Origin of the sequence: Psychromonas sp. MME1, from assembly GCF_041080865.1 — a bacterium.
Taxonomy (GTDB): Bacteria; Pseudomonadota; Gammaproteobacteria; order Enterobacterales; family Psychromonadaceae; genus Psychromonas.
Window position 1 is genome coordinate 3,254,848 of record NZ_CP160906.1, and the last position, 16,179, is coordinate 3,271,026.

Here is a 16,179-nt window from a genome sequence, read left to right on the forward strand (position 1 = left end):
TACTGAGTTTAGTGGCATATTGAACTAAAATTAAGCAGGCAGCATGGTCGTTCCATTATCAATTATATTACAAAAGGCATTTAAGCCCGTACTGATTATTTTATCTGCATTGATTGCGTATCAAATTGCGCTATTAACATGGTCGCTATTGCCACAAAAAGAGCCGCAATCGCAATGGATTGCGCCGCTGGTAACAAGCGCAACTGTGGATAATAAAGTTTCAACCGTTCAACTACAAGGGCTGCACCTTTTTGGTAAGGTGGCGATTGCAGAAGAAAAGATCAAACCTACAGAAGAAGTCCGGGATGCGCCTAAAACCAAGTTAAATTTAACATTAGTCGGCGTGGTTTCAGCCAGTAACCCATTATATTCCAGTGCAATTATTGTTTATCAGAATGCACAAGATAGTTATTTTATTGACTCTATTATTGAGGGGACGAAAGCTAAAATTTCTAAGATACATCAAGACCGGGTTTTGCTTGATGTTGATGGCGAATTACAAACGTTAATGTTAGATGGCGTCGAAATGTTAGAGCAAAAACAGCAAGAGCATGGGGCCGTGGTATCTGCGCCTTCTGCTAAAATTTCCAGTAATCGTAGTAAGTCTGAAGTGAAAACGATTTCCATCGATAGGGAGGCTCTGCTAAAGATCCTGGGAAAATAACAGACTATATTCAAATATCTCCCGTTCGTGAAGATAATGAAATTAAAGGGTACCGTGTTTCTCCTGGTAAAGACAAAGATTTATTTGAAGAAGCTGGTTTACAAAGTGGCGATCTTGCAGTTGAAGTAAATGGTGTTGATTTAACGGATATGCAAGAAGCTTTGGGGCTAATGAAAATGCTTCCTACAATGAGTGAAATCACCCTAACAGTAGAAAGAGGGGGCGAGTTGCATGAAATATATTTCACTGTTCCATAGTTATGCCCATATAACCTCAAGCTGCATTGTCAGATGCTAGTTCAGATAGCAGAGCAAGACGTAATATGGGTATATGAAATAATATTGATCTGTCGCATTATGAATAATCATTCAGATTCATCACAGAAAATCATGGAGTGTTAGTTAATATGATGTTTTTAAGGATAAAAAAGCAGTTAAGCAAACTTCTGCAAATTAGTTTGTGTGCTTTTATGATTCACGGCTTGGTGAGTGAATCGGTATTAGCAACAGAATATTCTGCGAGCTTTAAAAATGCTGATATTAAAGAATTTATTAATATCGTTGGTAAAAATTTAAATAAGACGATTATCTTAGATCCTGCGGTACGAGGTAATATCAATGTACGTAGTTATGATCTATTGAACGAACAGCAATATTATCACTTTTTCTTAAATGTGTTAGAAGTGTATGGTTTTGCCGTTGTAACTATGCCAAACAATATTATCAAAGTTATCAAATCAAAGGATGCGAAAACATCGGCCATTCCCGTTGTTGATGACGGTATGCTTAGTGGCGATGAGATGGTGACGCGTGTTGTACCTGTTCTTAATGTTTCCGTGCGTGAGTTAGCCCCTTTGTTGCGTCAACTTAACGATAATGCCGGTGGTGGTAATGTTGTGCATTATGATCCCTCTAATATAATTATGCTCACTGGCCGTGCTGCAGTGGTCAATCGTTTAGTGAAAATCATTCAGCGGGTTGATAAAGCGGGCGACCAAGAAGTTGATATTGTTAGGTTAAAATACGCCAGTGCATTAGAAATGGTAAAAACAATTACCGCCATTCAAAAGCCTGCAGCGGGTTCGAAAAGTAACACGCCGAGTATTTTAGAGCCGCGCTTAGTGGCTGATGAACGAACCAACTCACTGATAATAAGCGGAACCCCAAACTCGGACACGCATTGTGGCATTGGTTAAATCGCTCGATGAAGAGTTGAAAAATGACGGTAATACGCGTGTTTTTTATCTCAAATACGCGAAAGCCAAAGAGGTGGTTGATGTATTAAAAGGGGTAAGTAAAAACCTTGAAAAGGCAACGGGACAATCGAATAGTAAAACTGGAACGGATTTGAGTATTGAATCTCATGAAGGCACCAATGCCATTGTTGTCTCTGCGCAACCTGCATTAATGGCATCCTTGGGGAGCATTATTCGTCAACTTGATATTCGCCGTGCACAGGTTTTAGTTGAGGCGATTATTGTGGAAGTCTCGGAGGCTGACGGTATCAAGCTTAGTACACAATTTGCGACGAGTTCTGGTGGCACATCATTTAATGACAATGGCGTGAGTACAGGCGAAGTGATTGCTGCAATCAATGATGATAGTAGTGATAATGAGGCTGCACTAAACGTACTCAACAAACTATCAGGTGGAATCATCGGCATTACCGGTTCTGATTGGGGGGTTTTATTGCAGGCTATCAGTACGAGTAGCAACTCTAACATTCTTGCAACACCGAGCCTGACAACCTTAGATAACCAAGAAGCGAGCTTTATTGTTGGTGATGAAGTACCTGTTCTTACTGGCTCTGCTGCTAGTTCAAACAATGATAATCCATTCCAAACCATTGAACGTAAAGAGATTGGTGTAAAACTGAATGTAACACCGCAAATCAATGAAGGTGATGCAGTGCAAATGGTGATTGAGCAAGAGGTTTCAAACATCAAAGGGCAAACCTCGGTCGATGTTATATTCGCAACACGAGCCGTAAAAACAACGGTGCTCGCTAAATCAGGGGAAACGGTCATTATTGGTGGTTTAATAAATGAATCCGTTAATGAAACTGTTGATAAAGTACCATTACTGGGTGATATCCCCTACTTGGGGCAACTATTTCGTTCAACTAAAAGTAGTACCGAGAAACGTAACTTAATGATCTTTATACGTGCAACGATTATACGTGATGATCAAACGATGAATAATTTGAGTACTCGTAAATATAGTCTAATCCGTGAAGTGCAAATGGGGGAGCGAGATCGCGGTATTAATTTAATGCCAAACAGCTTAGCGCCAGTATTACCTGCGTGGGGGAAAGTCATGAAATTAATATTGAGAGTTTTATGAATAAAGAAGGTTTACGTAAAGTTAAAAAAGAGCTACAAGAAATGGACAGGTCGGCGCAGGAAGATAAGTAATGGATGAGCTGAATGTAAATGCACCAGTGACTGATGAAGAGGCGGTTGAGTTTACACCTCGAGGGCAGTTACCTTTTACTTTCTCTAAAAAGTATGGGTTAGTAATGGGATTTTCAGACCATGCAACGGAGCTTTGTTATAAACTTCTTCCTAGCGCGGATCTATTATTAGAAGTGCGTCGTGTCATTGGGCATCCGTTTACCTTAAAAAAAGTGGATAATGAACACTTTGAAAGTTTAGTGACCATTGCCTATCAGTCTTCTTCATCGGAAGCACAGCAATTAATGGAAGACATTGGTAGCGATGACTTTTTTACCCTGGCGGAGGAGTTGCCTAAGGATGAAGATCTTTTAGAGACGGAAGATGATGCCCCCATCATTAAATTGATCAATGCGATGTTGGGGGAGGCGATTAAAGAGGAAGCCTCAGACATTCATATAGAAACCTTTGAAAATTCACTGGTTATTCGTTTTCGTATCGATGGTGTATTACGTGAGATTTTAAAACCGCAGCGTAAACTCGCTGCATTATTAGTGTCGCGTATTAAAGTAATGGCGAAGCTTGATATTGCAGAAAAACGTGTCCCTCAAGATGGTCGTATTTCACTTCGAATCGGTGGGCGAGCAGTAGATGTACGTGTATCAACGATGCCTGCAAGCCATGGTGAACGTGTGGTGCTACGTCTATTGGATAAAAATGCGATAAAATTAGACCTTGCTACACTGGGTATGACCAACAAAAATCATAAACTACTACAAGAGCTTATCCACAAACCCCATGGTATTGTTTTAGTCACTGGGCCAACGGGGTCGGGTAAAAGTACGACTTTATATGCCGGATTATTAGAAATCAACTCTAAAGATCGCAACATTCTCACCGTAGAAGATCCAATTGAATACGCTATTAGTGGTATTGGACAAACACAGGTAAACAGCAAAGTCGATATGACCTTTGCGCGAGGTTTGCGTGCCATTTTACGTCAGGATCCTGATGTGGTAATGATAGGTGAAATTCGTGATCTAGAAACTGCGGAAATAGCAGTACAGGCAAGTTTAACAGGGCATCTCGTTTTTTCAACATTACATACGAATAGTGCCGTTGGTGCGGTAACGCGTTTGCGAGATATGGGAGTCGAGCCATTTTTGCTCTCATCGAGTCTGTTGGGAGTGCTCGCACAACGTTTAGTGCGTCGTCTATGCTCAAGCTGTAAAGTGCCGCATAATTGCACCGATAGAGAGAAACAGATCTTAGGCCTTGGCGAAAATGAGCAAGCAGTTGTTTATCGCCCGGTTGGATGTCCGCAGTGCAATCAAACAGGTTACAAAGGAAGAACGGGAATACATGAACTGTTAGTCGTTGACGATAATGTTAGAGAATTAATTCATACGGGAGCTGGTGAGCAGGCCGTTGAAAAAGTGATTCGTCAGCATACGGCGAGTATTCGAGATGATGGTTTAGCTAAAGTATTGCGTGGTGAAACGACCCTTGAAGAGATTTTACGTGTGACCAGAGGAGATTAGCGTGGCGACTTTCTCTTATAAAGCAATTGATGCACGGGGAAAACCCAAAAAAGGGACATTAGAAGCGGATTCAGCGCGTTTGCTTCGTCAACAATTACGTCAGTCAGGTTTAACCCCTTTGACGGTTGAAGCTGTTGCAAATAAAAGCTCCAAAAATTCAACATCATTATTTAGTAGTAAAATTAAAACTGCTGATTTGGCATTAATCACTCGTCAACTATCTACATTAGTTGCTTCCGCTATTCCCATTGAAGAGTGTTTGTATGCGGTTGCAGAGCAATGTGACAAGCCGAAAATAAAAGCCATGTTAGCCGCGGTTCGTGGTGGTGTTATTGAGGGGCATAATTTAGCAGATAGTATGCGCGCTTTTCCGCTTATTTTTGATGATTTATTTTGTGCTATGGTTGCCGCTGGCGAAAAATCGGGGCACCTTGATAAGGTCTTAGAGCGTTTGGCGGATTACGCCGAGCAACGCCAAGAGATGAAAAGCAAAATGATGCAGGCTTTAATTTATCCTACAGTATTAACCTTAGTGGCCATTTCAGTAGTGGCTATTTTGCTAACCTCCGTGGTACCTCAAGTTGTCGGACAGTTTGAACATATGGGCGCGGATTTACCGGCTTCTACACGATTTTTAATCGCCAGTAGCGATTTATTAAGTGCCTATGGCCTCTATTTGGTGTTATTTATTATTGTGGCTCTGTTTGCCTTTAAGCAATGGTTAAAGAAACCCGCTAATCAACTTCTATTTGATAAGAAACTGCTTACCATTCCTGTTATTGGAAATGTTGCCAATGAACTCAATACAGCCCGCTTTGCGCGCACTTTGAGTATTTTAAATAGCAGTGCTGTACCGCTTCTTGAAGCATTAACCATTGCCGGACAGGTATTAAGTAACCTTTATATTCGCCAACAAGTCGGTGAAGCAAGTGAACGAGTGCGAGAGGGGGTTAGTCTTGGGCGGGCATTAGAAAGTACTAAGCTATTCCCTCCGATGATGTTACATATGATAAGCAGTGGCGAACGTAGTGGGGAATTGGGTAATATGCTGGAACGCTCAGCGGATAACCAAGATAAACAGTTCTCGGCACAGGTAACCATTGCATTAGGGGTGTTTGAACCCGCATTAGTTATCTCAATGGCAGGCGTTGTTTTGTTTATTGTTGCCGCTATTTTACAACCTATTTTAGAGCTTAATAATATCGTTGCTGGTTAACATCAAGGTGATATGCTTAAGTGTCTCAAACAAGAAAAATTTATAATTAGAAACTTAAGGGGAATATAATGAAAAGTTCACTGCAAAAAGGTTTTACCTTACTAGAAATCATGGTGGTAATTGTTATTTTAGGTGTATTAGCTTCAATGGTTGTGCCGAACTTAATGGGCAATAAAGATAAAGCTGATCGCCAAAAAGTAATCTCAGATGTTATTGCTTTAGAGAACGCCTTGGATATGTATCGATTAGATAACAGTGTTTATCCAACGACAGAGCAAGGGTTAGAAGCATTGCGAGAAAAACCAACTAGTTCTCCTGAGCCACGTAACTATCGTGAAGATGGTTATATCAAACGTTTACCACAGGATCCATGGGGTAATGATTACATCTTAAATAGCCCTGGTGAAAACGGTAAAATTGATATTTTATCCGTTGGGCCTGATGGTGAAGAGGGGACTGATGATGATATTGGTAACTGGAATCTTGATGGTAAAGAATAGACTGTAACTCAGTGTTTATTGGTGTGAATAAGAAGAATAACCAGCAAGGCTTCACGTTACTCGAAGTGATGCTGGTTTTATTACTAATGGGAATGATATCGGTTGGCGTTGTCATGACCATACCGAGTAATTTAACTTCAGAACAGAGCGTCCAATGGCAAGCACAACGTTTTAGTACCCTATTACAGTTTGCTGAAGATGAAGCGATGATTTCCGGTGTCGAATTGGGTTTGTTGTTTACGGATAATAATCGCTATCAATTTGCTTTCTATGATTATCAAAGCAAAAAGTGGTTACCGATTGTAAGTAAACAGATCCAGAGCATTTTTTCTCTGCCTGAATCGATAGAGATTGAGTATGCCTTATCGGGATCCGTTTGGGATGAAGTGGAAACGCAAGATAACGATGATTTTATAGACGATACATATCTAGTCGATGTTGATATAGGAGAGCCGAGCGTCGTTTCCTTGAATCCTCAGGTTTATGTTATGTCTAGTGGTGAGGTTACCCCCTTTACATTGACTTTTTCTGCCTACGATGGAGAGCATAAAAAAGAGACGTTAACTGTTTCAGTTAGCATGAGTGGTGCGATTACTTTTTCCGAGTTAGTCAAGCCATGAAAAAAGTAAATCGAGGAATGACCTTACTAGAAGTGATGCTCGCCCTAGTGATTTTGGCAACGGCAGGTTTAGCGGTGATGAAATCGGCTTCGGAATCATTAAATAACCAAGCCTATCTTCAGGATAAAACCTTTGCACTGTGGGCTGCAAGCAACTATTTAGTCGAGCTTAAATTACAAAAAAAATGGCCCTCAAGTAGTTGGCAATCCGATACGCAAGAGCTTGCCGATTGCACTTGGTATATCCGTTATCAGGGTGTACAAACTGGTGATAGCAATTTTATTGCTTTAGATATCGAGGCGAGTGAAAAATTAGATGGCCCCGTATTAGCAGATATTAGGACTTACCTTGCAAAATAAGCGACATATTTTATCTCGCAGAGTAAATCAAGGCTTTACATTACTCGAGGTCTTAATTGCTATTGCCATTTTTGCACTGTTAAGTCTAACCGCATACCAAGTGCTGAAAGGCGTGATTGAAAGCGGACAAATTAGCAAAGAACACAGCGATTCATTAACACAATTGCAACGGGCAATGTTAATTATTGAGCAGGATTTTAGTCAGATAGTGGCTCGCACTTCCCGAGATGATGGAAATATAGAGGAGACGTTATATGTCATTCGAGCTGCTAAATCGTTATTTGAATCCGATGATCAAGGTATCGAATTCAATCGTTTAGGGTGGCAGAATCCGCTGGGGTTATTGCCCCGTTCAAATATTTTACGCGTACGCTATCGCTTGCAAGAGGGGCAATTACAACGTTTATACTTTCTTCATCCCGATATCGTTGCAGGACAGGAGCCGGAAGTACAAGTTTTATTAGAGGATATTGAAACACTTAGCTTTCGTTTTTGGCTCTCTGGTTGGCAAAACAGTTGGAATGATAGTAAGAAGCTACCCCAAGGGATCGAAATTAGCTTTACTAGCAAGCATTACGGGGAACTTCACCGAACATTTATTATCGCAGCTGGGGAGGTGTTGTGATCATGACGGCTGTTGGTAAGGGAAAGCAAAATGGCATTGCGTTGATTACCGTCTTGTTGATTTTAGCGATAATGGTGACCATCGCAGCAACAATGACAGGTCGCTTAACATTAAGTTTGAAACGCACCGAAGGGCTCGCTTTTTCACAAAAAGCCTACTGGTATGGGCAATCCGCCATTAGCTTAGGGACGATGATTTTAAATCAAGATATTGGTGACAGTGACGTTATTAGTCTCGATCAAATTTGGGCGACGCCCGGTATGATATTTCCACTTGAAAACGGTAATTTTGCTGGAGAAATTAAAGATTTACGTAGCTGTTTCAATATTAATTCACTTGCAGAACAGGATAAAAACAACATCACTGCTTTAGGAGTGCGCCAGTTTCAATCATTATTAGAGGCGATTGGCTTAAATGATTATAGTGCCGAGATGATAGCTCAATCAACACGTGATTGGATTGATAGTGATGATCAAGCGAGTGCTTTACAGGGGGCGGAGGATAGTCATTATCAAGGACTTGCCGTTCCACTTTTGGCGGCTAATAATTTTATGGTCGACCTTACTGAGCTTCGCTCTGTACAGGGGGTGAGTAAAAATATCTATGAAAAAATTGCACCTTATTTATGCGCAATTCCAGCAAATGAACAAAATATAAATGTGAATACGGTTAGTCTTGACCATCCTGAAATTTTATATGCGCTATTTAAACCAGATCATGATTTTACCATTTCTGATTTTAAGCAGCTCTTAGAAGATAGACCAATCAGTGGCTGGAATAATATTAGTGATTTTTTCGCGATGGATCTATTTAATGGGGTTGCCATCTCTGAAAAACAAAAAGGTCAACTTTCAGTTTCCAGTGATTTTTTTCAACTGAATGGGGTGGTTGAATATGAAGAGCGACTTTTGGCGATTAAAATTTTATTTCAGATGAAAGATAAAAAAGCAAACGTGATCCGTTACCAGTCCGGCGGCTTTAGTGGGGGTAATATTAGTGATTAAGGCAAGTGTAATTAAAAGAGATGGAGATTGTCAGTGACGGAACGATTAATTATTCGCTTAGCAAGTACAGCTTCGCAAAAAAATCATTGGCTAATATGGTCTGACAGTGAAAATGAGATTATTGCCTCTGGGCAAGTCGACACCGCTAAGCAGCTAGATTTATTAACGGAGAAAGCACAACAGCGCAAAGTTATCTGTTTATTACCAAGCGTTGATGTGTATATCAAGGACATTAAGATTAATGGTACTTTTAATCGTCAAATGCAGCAGGCGTTGCCCTATATTGTTGAAGAAGAATTGGCGACAGATGTTGAGCGTTTGCATTTTTCCGTGCTCGCGAAGCAAACGGATTTAGTCACCGTTGCTATCTGTAATAAACGCAAAATAGAGGATTGGTTAAGTTGGTTATCCGCCGCGCAAATTAATTGCCAACAATTTATTCCTGAGGGGTTAGCATTGCCGATTGGTAATGACCAAACATGGCAAGCGCTGCAATTAGATGATCAATGGTTAATACGAGAGGACCCATATCACGCATGGGCTTGTGACAGCAGTATGCTTGAGATCCTTTTAGAGAGTAAATGCCAAGCAGCAAGTCAACAAATTACCAGTTATAGCCCTCGACCTGAAATAACATTAGCAGAGTGGCTTGAGGCTCCGCCGATGTTACCCATGGAACTGCTTGTAAATGGAACTTTAAACAATAAGATTAATTTGCTCAGTGGGGAATTCTCACCTAAAAAGCCACCGAATAAACATTTAAAAAAATGGCGAATAGCAGCCATTATGGCAGGATTTTTATTTGTCTTGGTGGCGACGAATCGTTATTTGCACTATCTACACATAGAAAAACAGATACAAAATGTGAAGCAGCAGGTTGAAGTGGTCTACCAAAAAGCATTCCCTTTACAAAATAAATTGCAATATACCCGTATCAAGAAAAAAATTAAGAGCATGCTTAATGAAACTCAGGGTGGCAGTGACGATTCTCAATTCTTACTCATGCTTAATGAATTGGTGCCAGCATTTGCTGCAAATTCAGAGCTTCAAACCAATAGTTTGAAGTTTGATGCGAGTAAAAATGAGCTTCATTTACAAATATCAGCGAATAATTTCCAAGCATTCGAAAAATTTAGTAACTCATTGCCGAAACATTTTGATGTTCAGCAGGGCGCATTAAATAGTAGCAAAGATCGTGTTAGCGGTTTGCTGACCATAAGGAAAAAATAATGTTAGAAAGATTTCAAGCATGGTGGCAGAGCATTTCTCAACGCGAACAACAATTATCATTGTTAAGTGCCGTGTTTTTACTCGTTGCCATGGTCTATTGGGGCGGGTGGCAGCCATTAAATAAACAATTAGATGAAAGTGAAATGCAGTTGCAGCGTACCCAGCAGACACTACGTTGGGTGGAAGACAAGTCCTCGGAATTAGTGCAAGCAGGGATGGGTGAAAGCAGTAAGCCCCTGCGTAAAGCAAGTTTAAGCAATGTGCTTAATGTGAGCGCTAAGCAATATGGCATTGAATTTTCGCGTATAGTAAATAAAAAGGATGAAGTCGAAGTGTGGATTGATGATGTAGCATTTGATCGCTTCATTGCTTGGCTAACTGAGTTAAATAACCGCTATGGGGTAGTCGTTATGAAAAGCGATGTCACCAGTTTGGATGATTCAGGTAAAGTTAAAATCAACCGTTTATTAGTAAGTTATTAGGGCAAGCAAAGAGACGTTTCCATCTATGAAAATTAAACTTATTTTATTATTTATTTTTTTCTATGTACTTTCCCTATTGCTAACTCTCCCAGCGGCAACGGTTGCGAATTTTATTCCGACCAATGCAAACGTGACGGTTGATAATGCACAGGGGGCGATTTGGCATGGTAAAGCGAAGCAAATTTTAGTACAAAAAAAATATAAGCTAGAAAATGTAAAATGGCAGTTTGACTGGGCTGCGTTACTTAAACTGCAGGTGAAAGTCGCGCTACAATTTTATAACCCAAATGGTGTCTCTGGCGAGGGAATGATTGGTTGGGGTGTTGGTGGATTGTTTGCTGAAAATCTAATGGTAGATTTAACCGCCCCTGAATTGCTTTCATATATCTCCTTACCTGTTCCAGTGGATATTAATGGTTCGATCTCTTTATTGATTAATCATGCCACACAAGGTAATGCCTATTGTGAGCAACTTGATGGCTATCTGATTTGGCGAGATGCCAATATAATTAGCAAGGCAGGCAATGTTGATCTGCAAACGGTAGATGTCAATTTAAGCTGTGTTGATGGCAATATTAATGCAGATTTAAAACAACTGTCAAAACAGATGAATAGCTCGCTGAACTTTTTATTACAGGAGGGGAACGCTTACCATTTGCAAGGTTCAATAAAAGAGTCACCATCCGTTGCCCCTGCTATTAAAAATGCTTTATCTTGGCTTGGCGGTAAAAATAGTGAAGGTGCAACCATTATTAACTTTAAGGGCAAGTTGTAATACCAATTCGGATAATACTATGGTCATAGCTTGTTGAGGAAAAATGATGGAGAACAAGGCGCATGATTGAGTAATAGCGCGCTATTACGATTGAATGCAACGCTGTTATCTATTATTTTACTGGTTAAAATAACTTACTTTTTTGTTGTAAGTTTCGCAAAGGTAACAACCATTTGCGTCAACTTTCGCCTCAAATTAAGCCATTTTTCTGCGCAAAATTTAGATAACATATTTAATCCGATTGGTATAAATTATTTTTGCATGAAAAATAATGAGACTTCAATTGTATGCCTCGCATCTCGCTACGCTTGTTCTTATTGACTTTGCTTCTTGAAGTATCATGGGTATAGATATACACTGTTATTATTTACAGTTCATAGGTGATTTATGAAAGAGCTAACTAAACGTCAGAGCGAAGTTTTGGCGGTTATTAAAGATTGTATCAATAAAACGGGTATGCCTCCGACGCGTGTTGAATTAGCTAAAATGCTGGGATTTCGCAGTGCAAATGCCGCAGAAGAGCATCTCAAAGCCCTCGCTCGTAAAGGGGCTATTGAAATATTATCGGGAACTTCTCGGGGTATTCGCATTTTAGGCGAAGATAAAGCCGACCCCACCGAGTACGAACAGGGATTACCTTTAATCGGTCTAGTTGCCGCGGGTGAACCTATTCTTGCACAGGAGCACGTTGAAGCGCATTACAATGTAGATCCTTCTTTGTTTCATCCTCAGGCCAATTTCCTGTTGCGGGTACAAGGTGAGAGTATGAAAGACATTGGCATTATGGATGGTGATCTACTGGCTGTGCATAAAACGCAAGATATTAAAAATGGCCAAGTCGTCGTTGCCCGGGTGGAAGACGATGTTACTGTAAAGCGTTTTTATCGTGAAGGAGATCAAGTGCTATTAAAAGCGGAAAATAGCTTATTTGATCCCATTAAAGTAGATTTACAATATCAGCCGTTTGCAATCGAAGGTATCGCTGTAGGCGTGATCCGTAATAGTGACTGGATGTAGAAAATGAAATTAGGGATGATTTTTTTTGTAGCGGTTTTGTTGATTGCTAGCTGTATTGCTGGTGGTCTTCAAAGTTATTTAATAACGACATCTAATGCAGATGTTGAGTTGCAGGAAAAAGGAAAACGAGTTCCTCCCTTTTCATTTACTGCTTCATCGGGTGGATTTTTTTCTAATAACGAGTTAGCGGATAAATGGACGCTTTTTTTTATCGGTTATACTTTTTGTCCCGACATTTGTCCGACAACATTAGCAGACCTCGATCGTATCTATCCTAAATTGGTCGAAGCGCAAGGTAGTCAGACTCAAATTGTTTTTATTTCCGTTGATCCCAATCGCGATAAAGCGGCCCACCTCGCTGATTATATTCATTATTTTAATCCGAACTTTATCGCATTAAGTAGCACTCATGAACAACTTATCCCCTTTACACAAGCGCTTGGTTTAGTCTATAGCATAGTTGATGAAGGATATGAAGGTCCCTTTTATTTGATTGACCATAGTGCTTCTTTGGTACTTATTAACCCCAATGGCGAGCATCATGCGACCTTTAAGGCGGGGGTGAATGAGCAAGGGATTGCGCACGTTGATATGGATGCAATGGTTGACCATATTCATCGCTTTCAGCAACAGTGGTAGTCACCTTTTTACATAACGAATAACAAAGTAAATGTCTTTATTTGATTTTTCGATACATAAAAAAATATTCGCTATCGCTCTGCCGATGATGCTTTCAAATATTAGTGTGCCACTGCTTGGACTGGTGGATACTATGGTTATAGGGCATCTGCCTGAATCATATTATTTGGCGGGGGTTGCTGTCGGCTCCATGATTGTTACGCTGCTGTTTTGGATATTAGTATTTTTACGAATGTCGACGACAGGTTTAGTTGCACAGGCCTATGGGGCAAATGATTTTTCACTTATTTTACGTTTATTAATGCAATCAATAGCCATCGCATTACTATTAGCGATGGTAATTCTATTATTACAGTTTCCCATTGCTGAACTTGCTTTTTATTTTGTTGATGGCAGTGAGCAAGTGCTGCGCTATGCGCGCCAATATTTTGATATCCGAGTTTGGAGTGCGCCTGCGGCATTAGTTAATATGGTGCTATTGGGGTGGTTATTAGGCATGCAGAATGCGAAAGTCCCCATGTTTTTATTGATTGTTACCAACCTGGTTAATATGCTGCTAAGTGTCTTATTCGTTGTCGTTTTTAAATGGCAAGTCGCAGGGGTTGCCTGGGCATCATTAAGTGCTGATTATATCGCCTTAATGTGTGGTTGTTATTTTGTTTTTAAGCGACTTAGACCGCACTACCAAAAGGGAGATCTTACAAAATCCTACCATCTATTAATGCAATTCACCTCCTTAAAACGCTTTATCACATTAAACATGGATATATTTATTCGCACACTATGTTTGCAGATAACCTTTGCCTTTATGACGATGCAAGGGGTGAAGTTAGGTGATGATATTGTCTCTGCGAATGCTGTTTTAATGCAATTTTTACTAATCATCTCATTTTCTATGGATGGCTTGGCCTATGCCGTAGAGGCATTGATAGGCAAAAGTATTGGTCAGCGTAATTTATCGTCATTAAAACAGAGTATCAATGCGACCTTATTTTGGGCCTTTCTATTTTGTCTCATTCAATTTGTTGCTTTTTATAGCTATGGTGATTGGATTATTGCGCAAATAACATCCATTAAACATGTGCAAGATGAAGCAAATCACTACTTGCCATGGTTGATTATTGTTCCAATAACGGCGATGTTAGGATTTGTTTTTGATGGTGTCTTCATCGGTATGACACGCGCTAAAGAGATGCGCAATAGCATGATATTTTCCTTGGTCGTAGTATATTTCCCCTTTTGGTTGCTTTTTTCAGGGCAAGGTAATCACGCGCTTTGGATCGCGATGAATGCTTTTATGTTATCGCGAGGGGTAAGCTTGTTGTGGATATATAGACGTATTGATAGGCAGGGAAGGCTTTTGCTTCCCACCTAAATTTATTTGTTGAGAGATTTAGTCCAAAAAATAGCACTTCCATAAGCGGGATCTAATTGATAACCTGAAAAGCCTTGTTTTTCATAGGCTTTCTTTGCTATCTCGTTTCCTTCTAGTACTTCTAAAGTAATTTTGCAGCAATCTCGAGAATGGGCAATGCGCTCTATTTCAGAAAAAAGCAGTGAGGTTAACCCTTGACCGCGAAAATCATTATGCACTACGACATCATGGATATTAAATAGCGGTTTGCAGGCAAATGTTGAAAATCCTTCGATAGCTGTTAATAGTGCCGCGGGCGTTTTATCCTTAAAGACTAAAACAATAAAAATATCAGACCGTTTTAATAGTGCAGCAACCAGATTCTGTTTGGCAAAATCAGATAAATCTTCACCGCCACCCATAGGATCAGAGGCATAGTGAGACATCAGTGTTAAATAAGCTTGTGCATGGTCAGCATTGCTCAAATCAGCTTGCATAGTGGTAAACATTGACAATCCTTTACTAATAAATAGGTTAAATAGTTTTTCATAATATCATTAAATTTAAAGCTTTGTTGTATTGGTCATATTGAGTTAGACTTCTAGATGTCTAAAACTATTACATCTATTCTGTGGAGGTTATATGCCTATTCGTATTCCTGATGATCTGCCTGCGGCGGGCATTTTAAAGTCTGAAAATATTTTTACTATGTCTGAATCACGTGCAAGTCACCAGAATATTCGTCCATTGCGTGTGCTGATTTTAAATTTGATGCCAAAGAAAATTGAAACCGAAACACAGTTGATGCGTTTGCTCTCGAACACACCATTACAGGTTAATATCGAGCTTATTCGTGTCGATGCGCGCGCATCAAGAAATACACCGACAGAGCATTTAAATAAATTTTATAGTGATTTTGAGCGAGTCAAAAATCAGAAATGGGATGGTTTTATTATCACAGGTGCGCCCTTGGGTAGCGTTCCCTTTGAAGAGGTTTACTACTGGGATAAATTTAAAGAGATAGTTGAATGGTCTCGCCATAATGTAACCTCAACCATGTTTTTATGTTGGGCGGCACAAGCTGCACTTAACTATTTATATAATTTAGAAAAAGTAACGCGTAAAACAAAGCTTTCTGGTATTTATCAACATACGACTTATAACCATCACCATCCTTTAGTACGAGGATTTGACGACCAGTTTTGGGCGCCATTATCACGTGTTGCTGAATTTGATTCGGAGTATATTTCAGATCATACTGATTTAACGATATTTGCTGATGCCCCCGGTGCTGGTGTCTATTTAGCGGCGAGTCCAAAATGTCAGCAAGTGTTTATTACAGGCCATCCAGAATATGATGCCAATACCTTAAATAATGAATATTTACGAGATCTGGATGAGGGATTGAACCCTAATTTACCCGTTAATTATTACCCTAATGATGACGAAAATGAATTACCACGGGCGACTTGGAGAAGTCATGGTAATTTACTTTATAGCAACTGGTTAAATTACTGTGTTTATCAAGTGACCCCTTACGATTTTGGTAAACACAATAGCGATTAAATTAATTGTGATCTTGCTTTGGAAATTTTAATTAAAGTTACTTGAAATAGTAGCAATAGAGAAAATCAAGACTACACTTACAATGTTAGAGTAGAGGAAAAAAGAGTACCTTTAGCGCAACAAGCGTGAGAGTTTGTTGATTATCTTAAAACAGTTTTGGAGGGATTATTATTACTTCATATCGTTTTTTGGTGA

19 protein-coding genes are annotated in these 16,179 nt (G+C 39.8%); 18 read left to right on the plus strand and 1 reads right to left on the minus strand.

Annotation, left to right across the window (positions count from 1 at the left end; translation table 11 throughout):
- Positions 1-43: 43 nt before the first annotated feature.
- From AB2N10_RS14920 to AB2N10_RS15000, 17 genes are all read left to right on the plus strand, one after another.
- On the plus strand, positions 44-664 hold the full coding sequence (locus AB2N10_RS14920) for a type II secretion system protein N (RefSeq protein ID WP_369434034.1): 621 nt from the start codon (positions 44-46) through the stop codon (positions 662-664).
- 14 nt (positions 665-678) lie between these two features.
- Positions 679-921, plus strand: coding sequence for a PDZ domain-containing protein (locus tag AB2N10_RS14925; RefSeq protein ID WP_369434679.1), 243 nt, complete (start codon positions 679-681; stop codon positions 919-921).
- Between the two features lie 149 nt (positions 922-1,070).
- Positions 1,071-1,859 (plus strand): secretin N-terminal domain-containing protein, encoded by a 789-nt coding sequence (locus tag AB2N10_RS14930; RefSeq protein ID WP_354623160.1) that lies wholly within the window; start codon positions 1,071-1,073, stop codon positions 1,857-1,859.
- Positions 1,846-3,006 (plus strand): secretin N-terminal domain-containing protein, encoded by a 1,161-nt coding sequence (locus AB2N10_RS14935; protein WP_354623161.1) that lies wholly within the window; start codon positions 1,846-1,848, stop codon positions 3,004-3,006. Before AB2N10_RS14930 ends, AB2N10_RS14935 begins: the two co-directional genes overlap by 14 nt.
- 70 nt (positions 3,007-3,076) lie before the next feature.
- A complete protein-coding gene (gspE, locus tag AB2N10_RS14940) occupies positions 3,077-4,597 on the plus strand; it encodes a type II secretion system ATPase GspE (protein ID WP_354623162.1) in 1,521 nt (506 codons plus the stop codon).
- A 1-nt stretch (position 4,598) separates the two neighbouring features.
- A complete protein-coding gene (gene gspF, locus AB2N10_RS14945) occupies positions 4,599-5,813 on the plus strand; it encodes a type II secretion system inner membrane protein GspF (protein ID WP_354623163.1) in 1,215 nt (404 codons plus the stop codon).
- A 68-nt stretch (positions 5,814-5,881) separates the two neighbouring features.
- Positions 5,882-6,313, plus strand: coding sequence for a type II secretion system major pseudopilin GspG (gene gspG, locus AB2N10_RS14950; protein WP_354623164.1), 432 nt, complete (start codon positions 5,882-5,884; stop codon positions 6,311-6,313).
- A gap of 23 nt (positions 6,314-6,336) precedes the next feature.
- Complete coding sequence (gene gspH / locus AB2N10_RS14955; protein WP_354623165.1) at positions 6,337-6,933, plus strand: type II secretion system minor pseudopilin GspH; 597 nt, start codon at positions 6,337-6,339, stop codon at positions 6,931-6,933.
- Positions 6,930-7,292, plus strand: coding sequence for a type II secretion system minor pseudopilin GspI (gspI, locus tag AB2N10_RS14960; RefSeq protein WP_354623166.1), 363 nt, complete (start codon positions 6,930-6,932; stop codon positions 7,290-7,292). The genes gspH and gspI overlap by 4 nt, the downstream gene beginning before the upstream one ends.
- A complete protein-coding gene (gene gspJ, locus AB2N10_RS14965; protein ID WP_354623167.1) occupies positions 7,282-7,917 on the plus strand; it encodes a type II secretion system minor pseudopilin GspJ in 636 nt (211 codons plus the stop codon). Before gspI ends, gspJ begins: the two co-directional genes overlap by 11 nt.
- Positions 7,918-7,919: 2 nt before the next feature.
- The gene (gene gspK / locus AB2N10_RS14970; protein ID WP_354623471.1) at positions 7,920-8,921 is read left to right on the plus strand and encodes a type II secretion system minor pseudopilin GspK; all 1,002 of its coding nucleotides are present in this window, start codon (positions 7,920-7,922) and stop codon (positions 8,919-8,921) included.
- A 33-nt stretch (positions 8,922-8,954) separates the two neighbouring features.
- On the plus strand, positions 8,955-10,151 hold the full coding sequence (gene gspL / locus AB2N10_RS14975; RefSeq protein WP_354623168.1) for a type II secretion system protein GspL: 1,197 nt from the start codon (positions 8,955-8,957) through the stop codon (positions 10,149-10,151).
- A complete protein-coding gene (locus AB2N10_RS14980; RefSeq protein WP_354623169.1) occupies positions 10,151-10,633 on the plus strand; it encodes a type II secretion system protein M in 483 nt (160 codons plus the stop codon). The genes gspL and AB2N10_RS14980 overlap by 1 nt, the downstream gene beginning before the upstream one ends.
- 25 nt (positions 10,634-10,658) lie before the next feature.
- Positions 10,659-11,408, plus strand: a complete 750-nt coding sequence (locus AB2N10_RS14985) for a type II secretion system protein N (protein ID WP_354623170.1) — start codon at positions 10,659-10,661, stop codon at positions 11,406-11,408.
- 387 nt (positions 11,409-11,795) lie between these two features.
- Positions 11,796-12,425 (plus strand): transcriptional repressor LexA, encoded by a 630-nt coding sequence (gene lexA / locus AB2N10_RS14990; protein ID WP_369434035.1) that lies wholly within the window; start codon positions 11,796-11,798, stop codon positions 12,423-12,425.
- Between the two features lie 3 nt (positions 12,426-12,428).
- Positions 12,429-13,064 carry an SCO family protein gene (locus AB2N10_RS14995; RefSeq protein ID WP_354623171.1) on the plus strand — a complete coding sequence of 212 codons (636 nt, stop codon included), beginning with the start codon at positions 12,429-12,431 and terminating at the stop codon, positions 13,062-13,064.
- A gap of 31 nt (positions 13,065-13,095) precedes the next feature.
- Complete coding sequence (locus AB2N10_RS15000; protein ID WP_354623172.1) at positions 13,096-14,439, plus strand: MATE family efflux transporter; 1,344 nt, start codon at positions 13,096-13,098, stop codon at positions 14,437-14,439.
- 2 nt (positions 14,440-14,441) lie between these two features.
- Here the strand turns inward: AB2N10_RS15000 and AB2N10_RS15005 are convergent, their stop codons facing one another.
- On the minus strand, positions 14,442-14,927 hold the full coding sequence (locus AB2N10_RS15005; protein ID WP_354623173.1) for a GNAT family N-acetyltransferase: 486 nt from the start codon (positions 14,925-14,927) through the stop codon (positions 14,442-14,444).
- 133 nt (positions 14,928-15,060) lie between these two features.
- Here AB2N10_RS15005 and metA point away from each other — a divergent pair, with 133 nt between their 5' ends.
- Positions 15,061-15,984 carry a homoserine O-succinyltransferase gene (metA, locus tag AB2N10_RS15010; RefSeq protein WP_369434036.1) on the plus strand — a complete coding sequence of 308 codons (924 nt, stop codon included), beginning with the start codon at positions 15,061-15,063 and terminating at the stop codon, positions 15,982-15,984.
- The last annotated feature ends 195 nt before the right edge of the window (positions 15,985-16,179 follow it).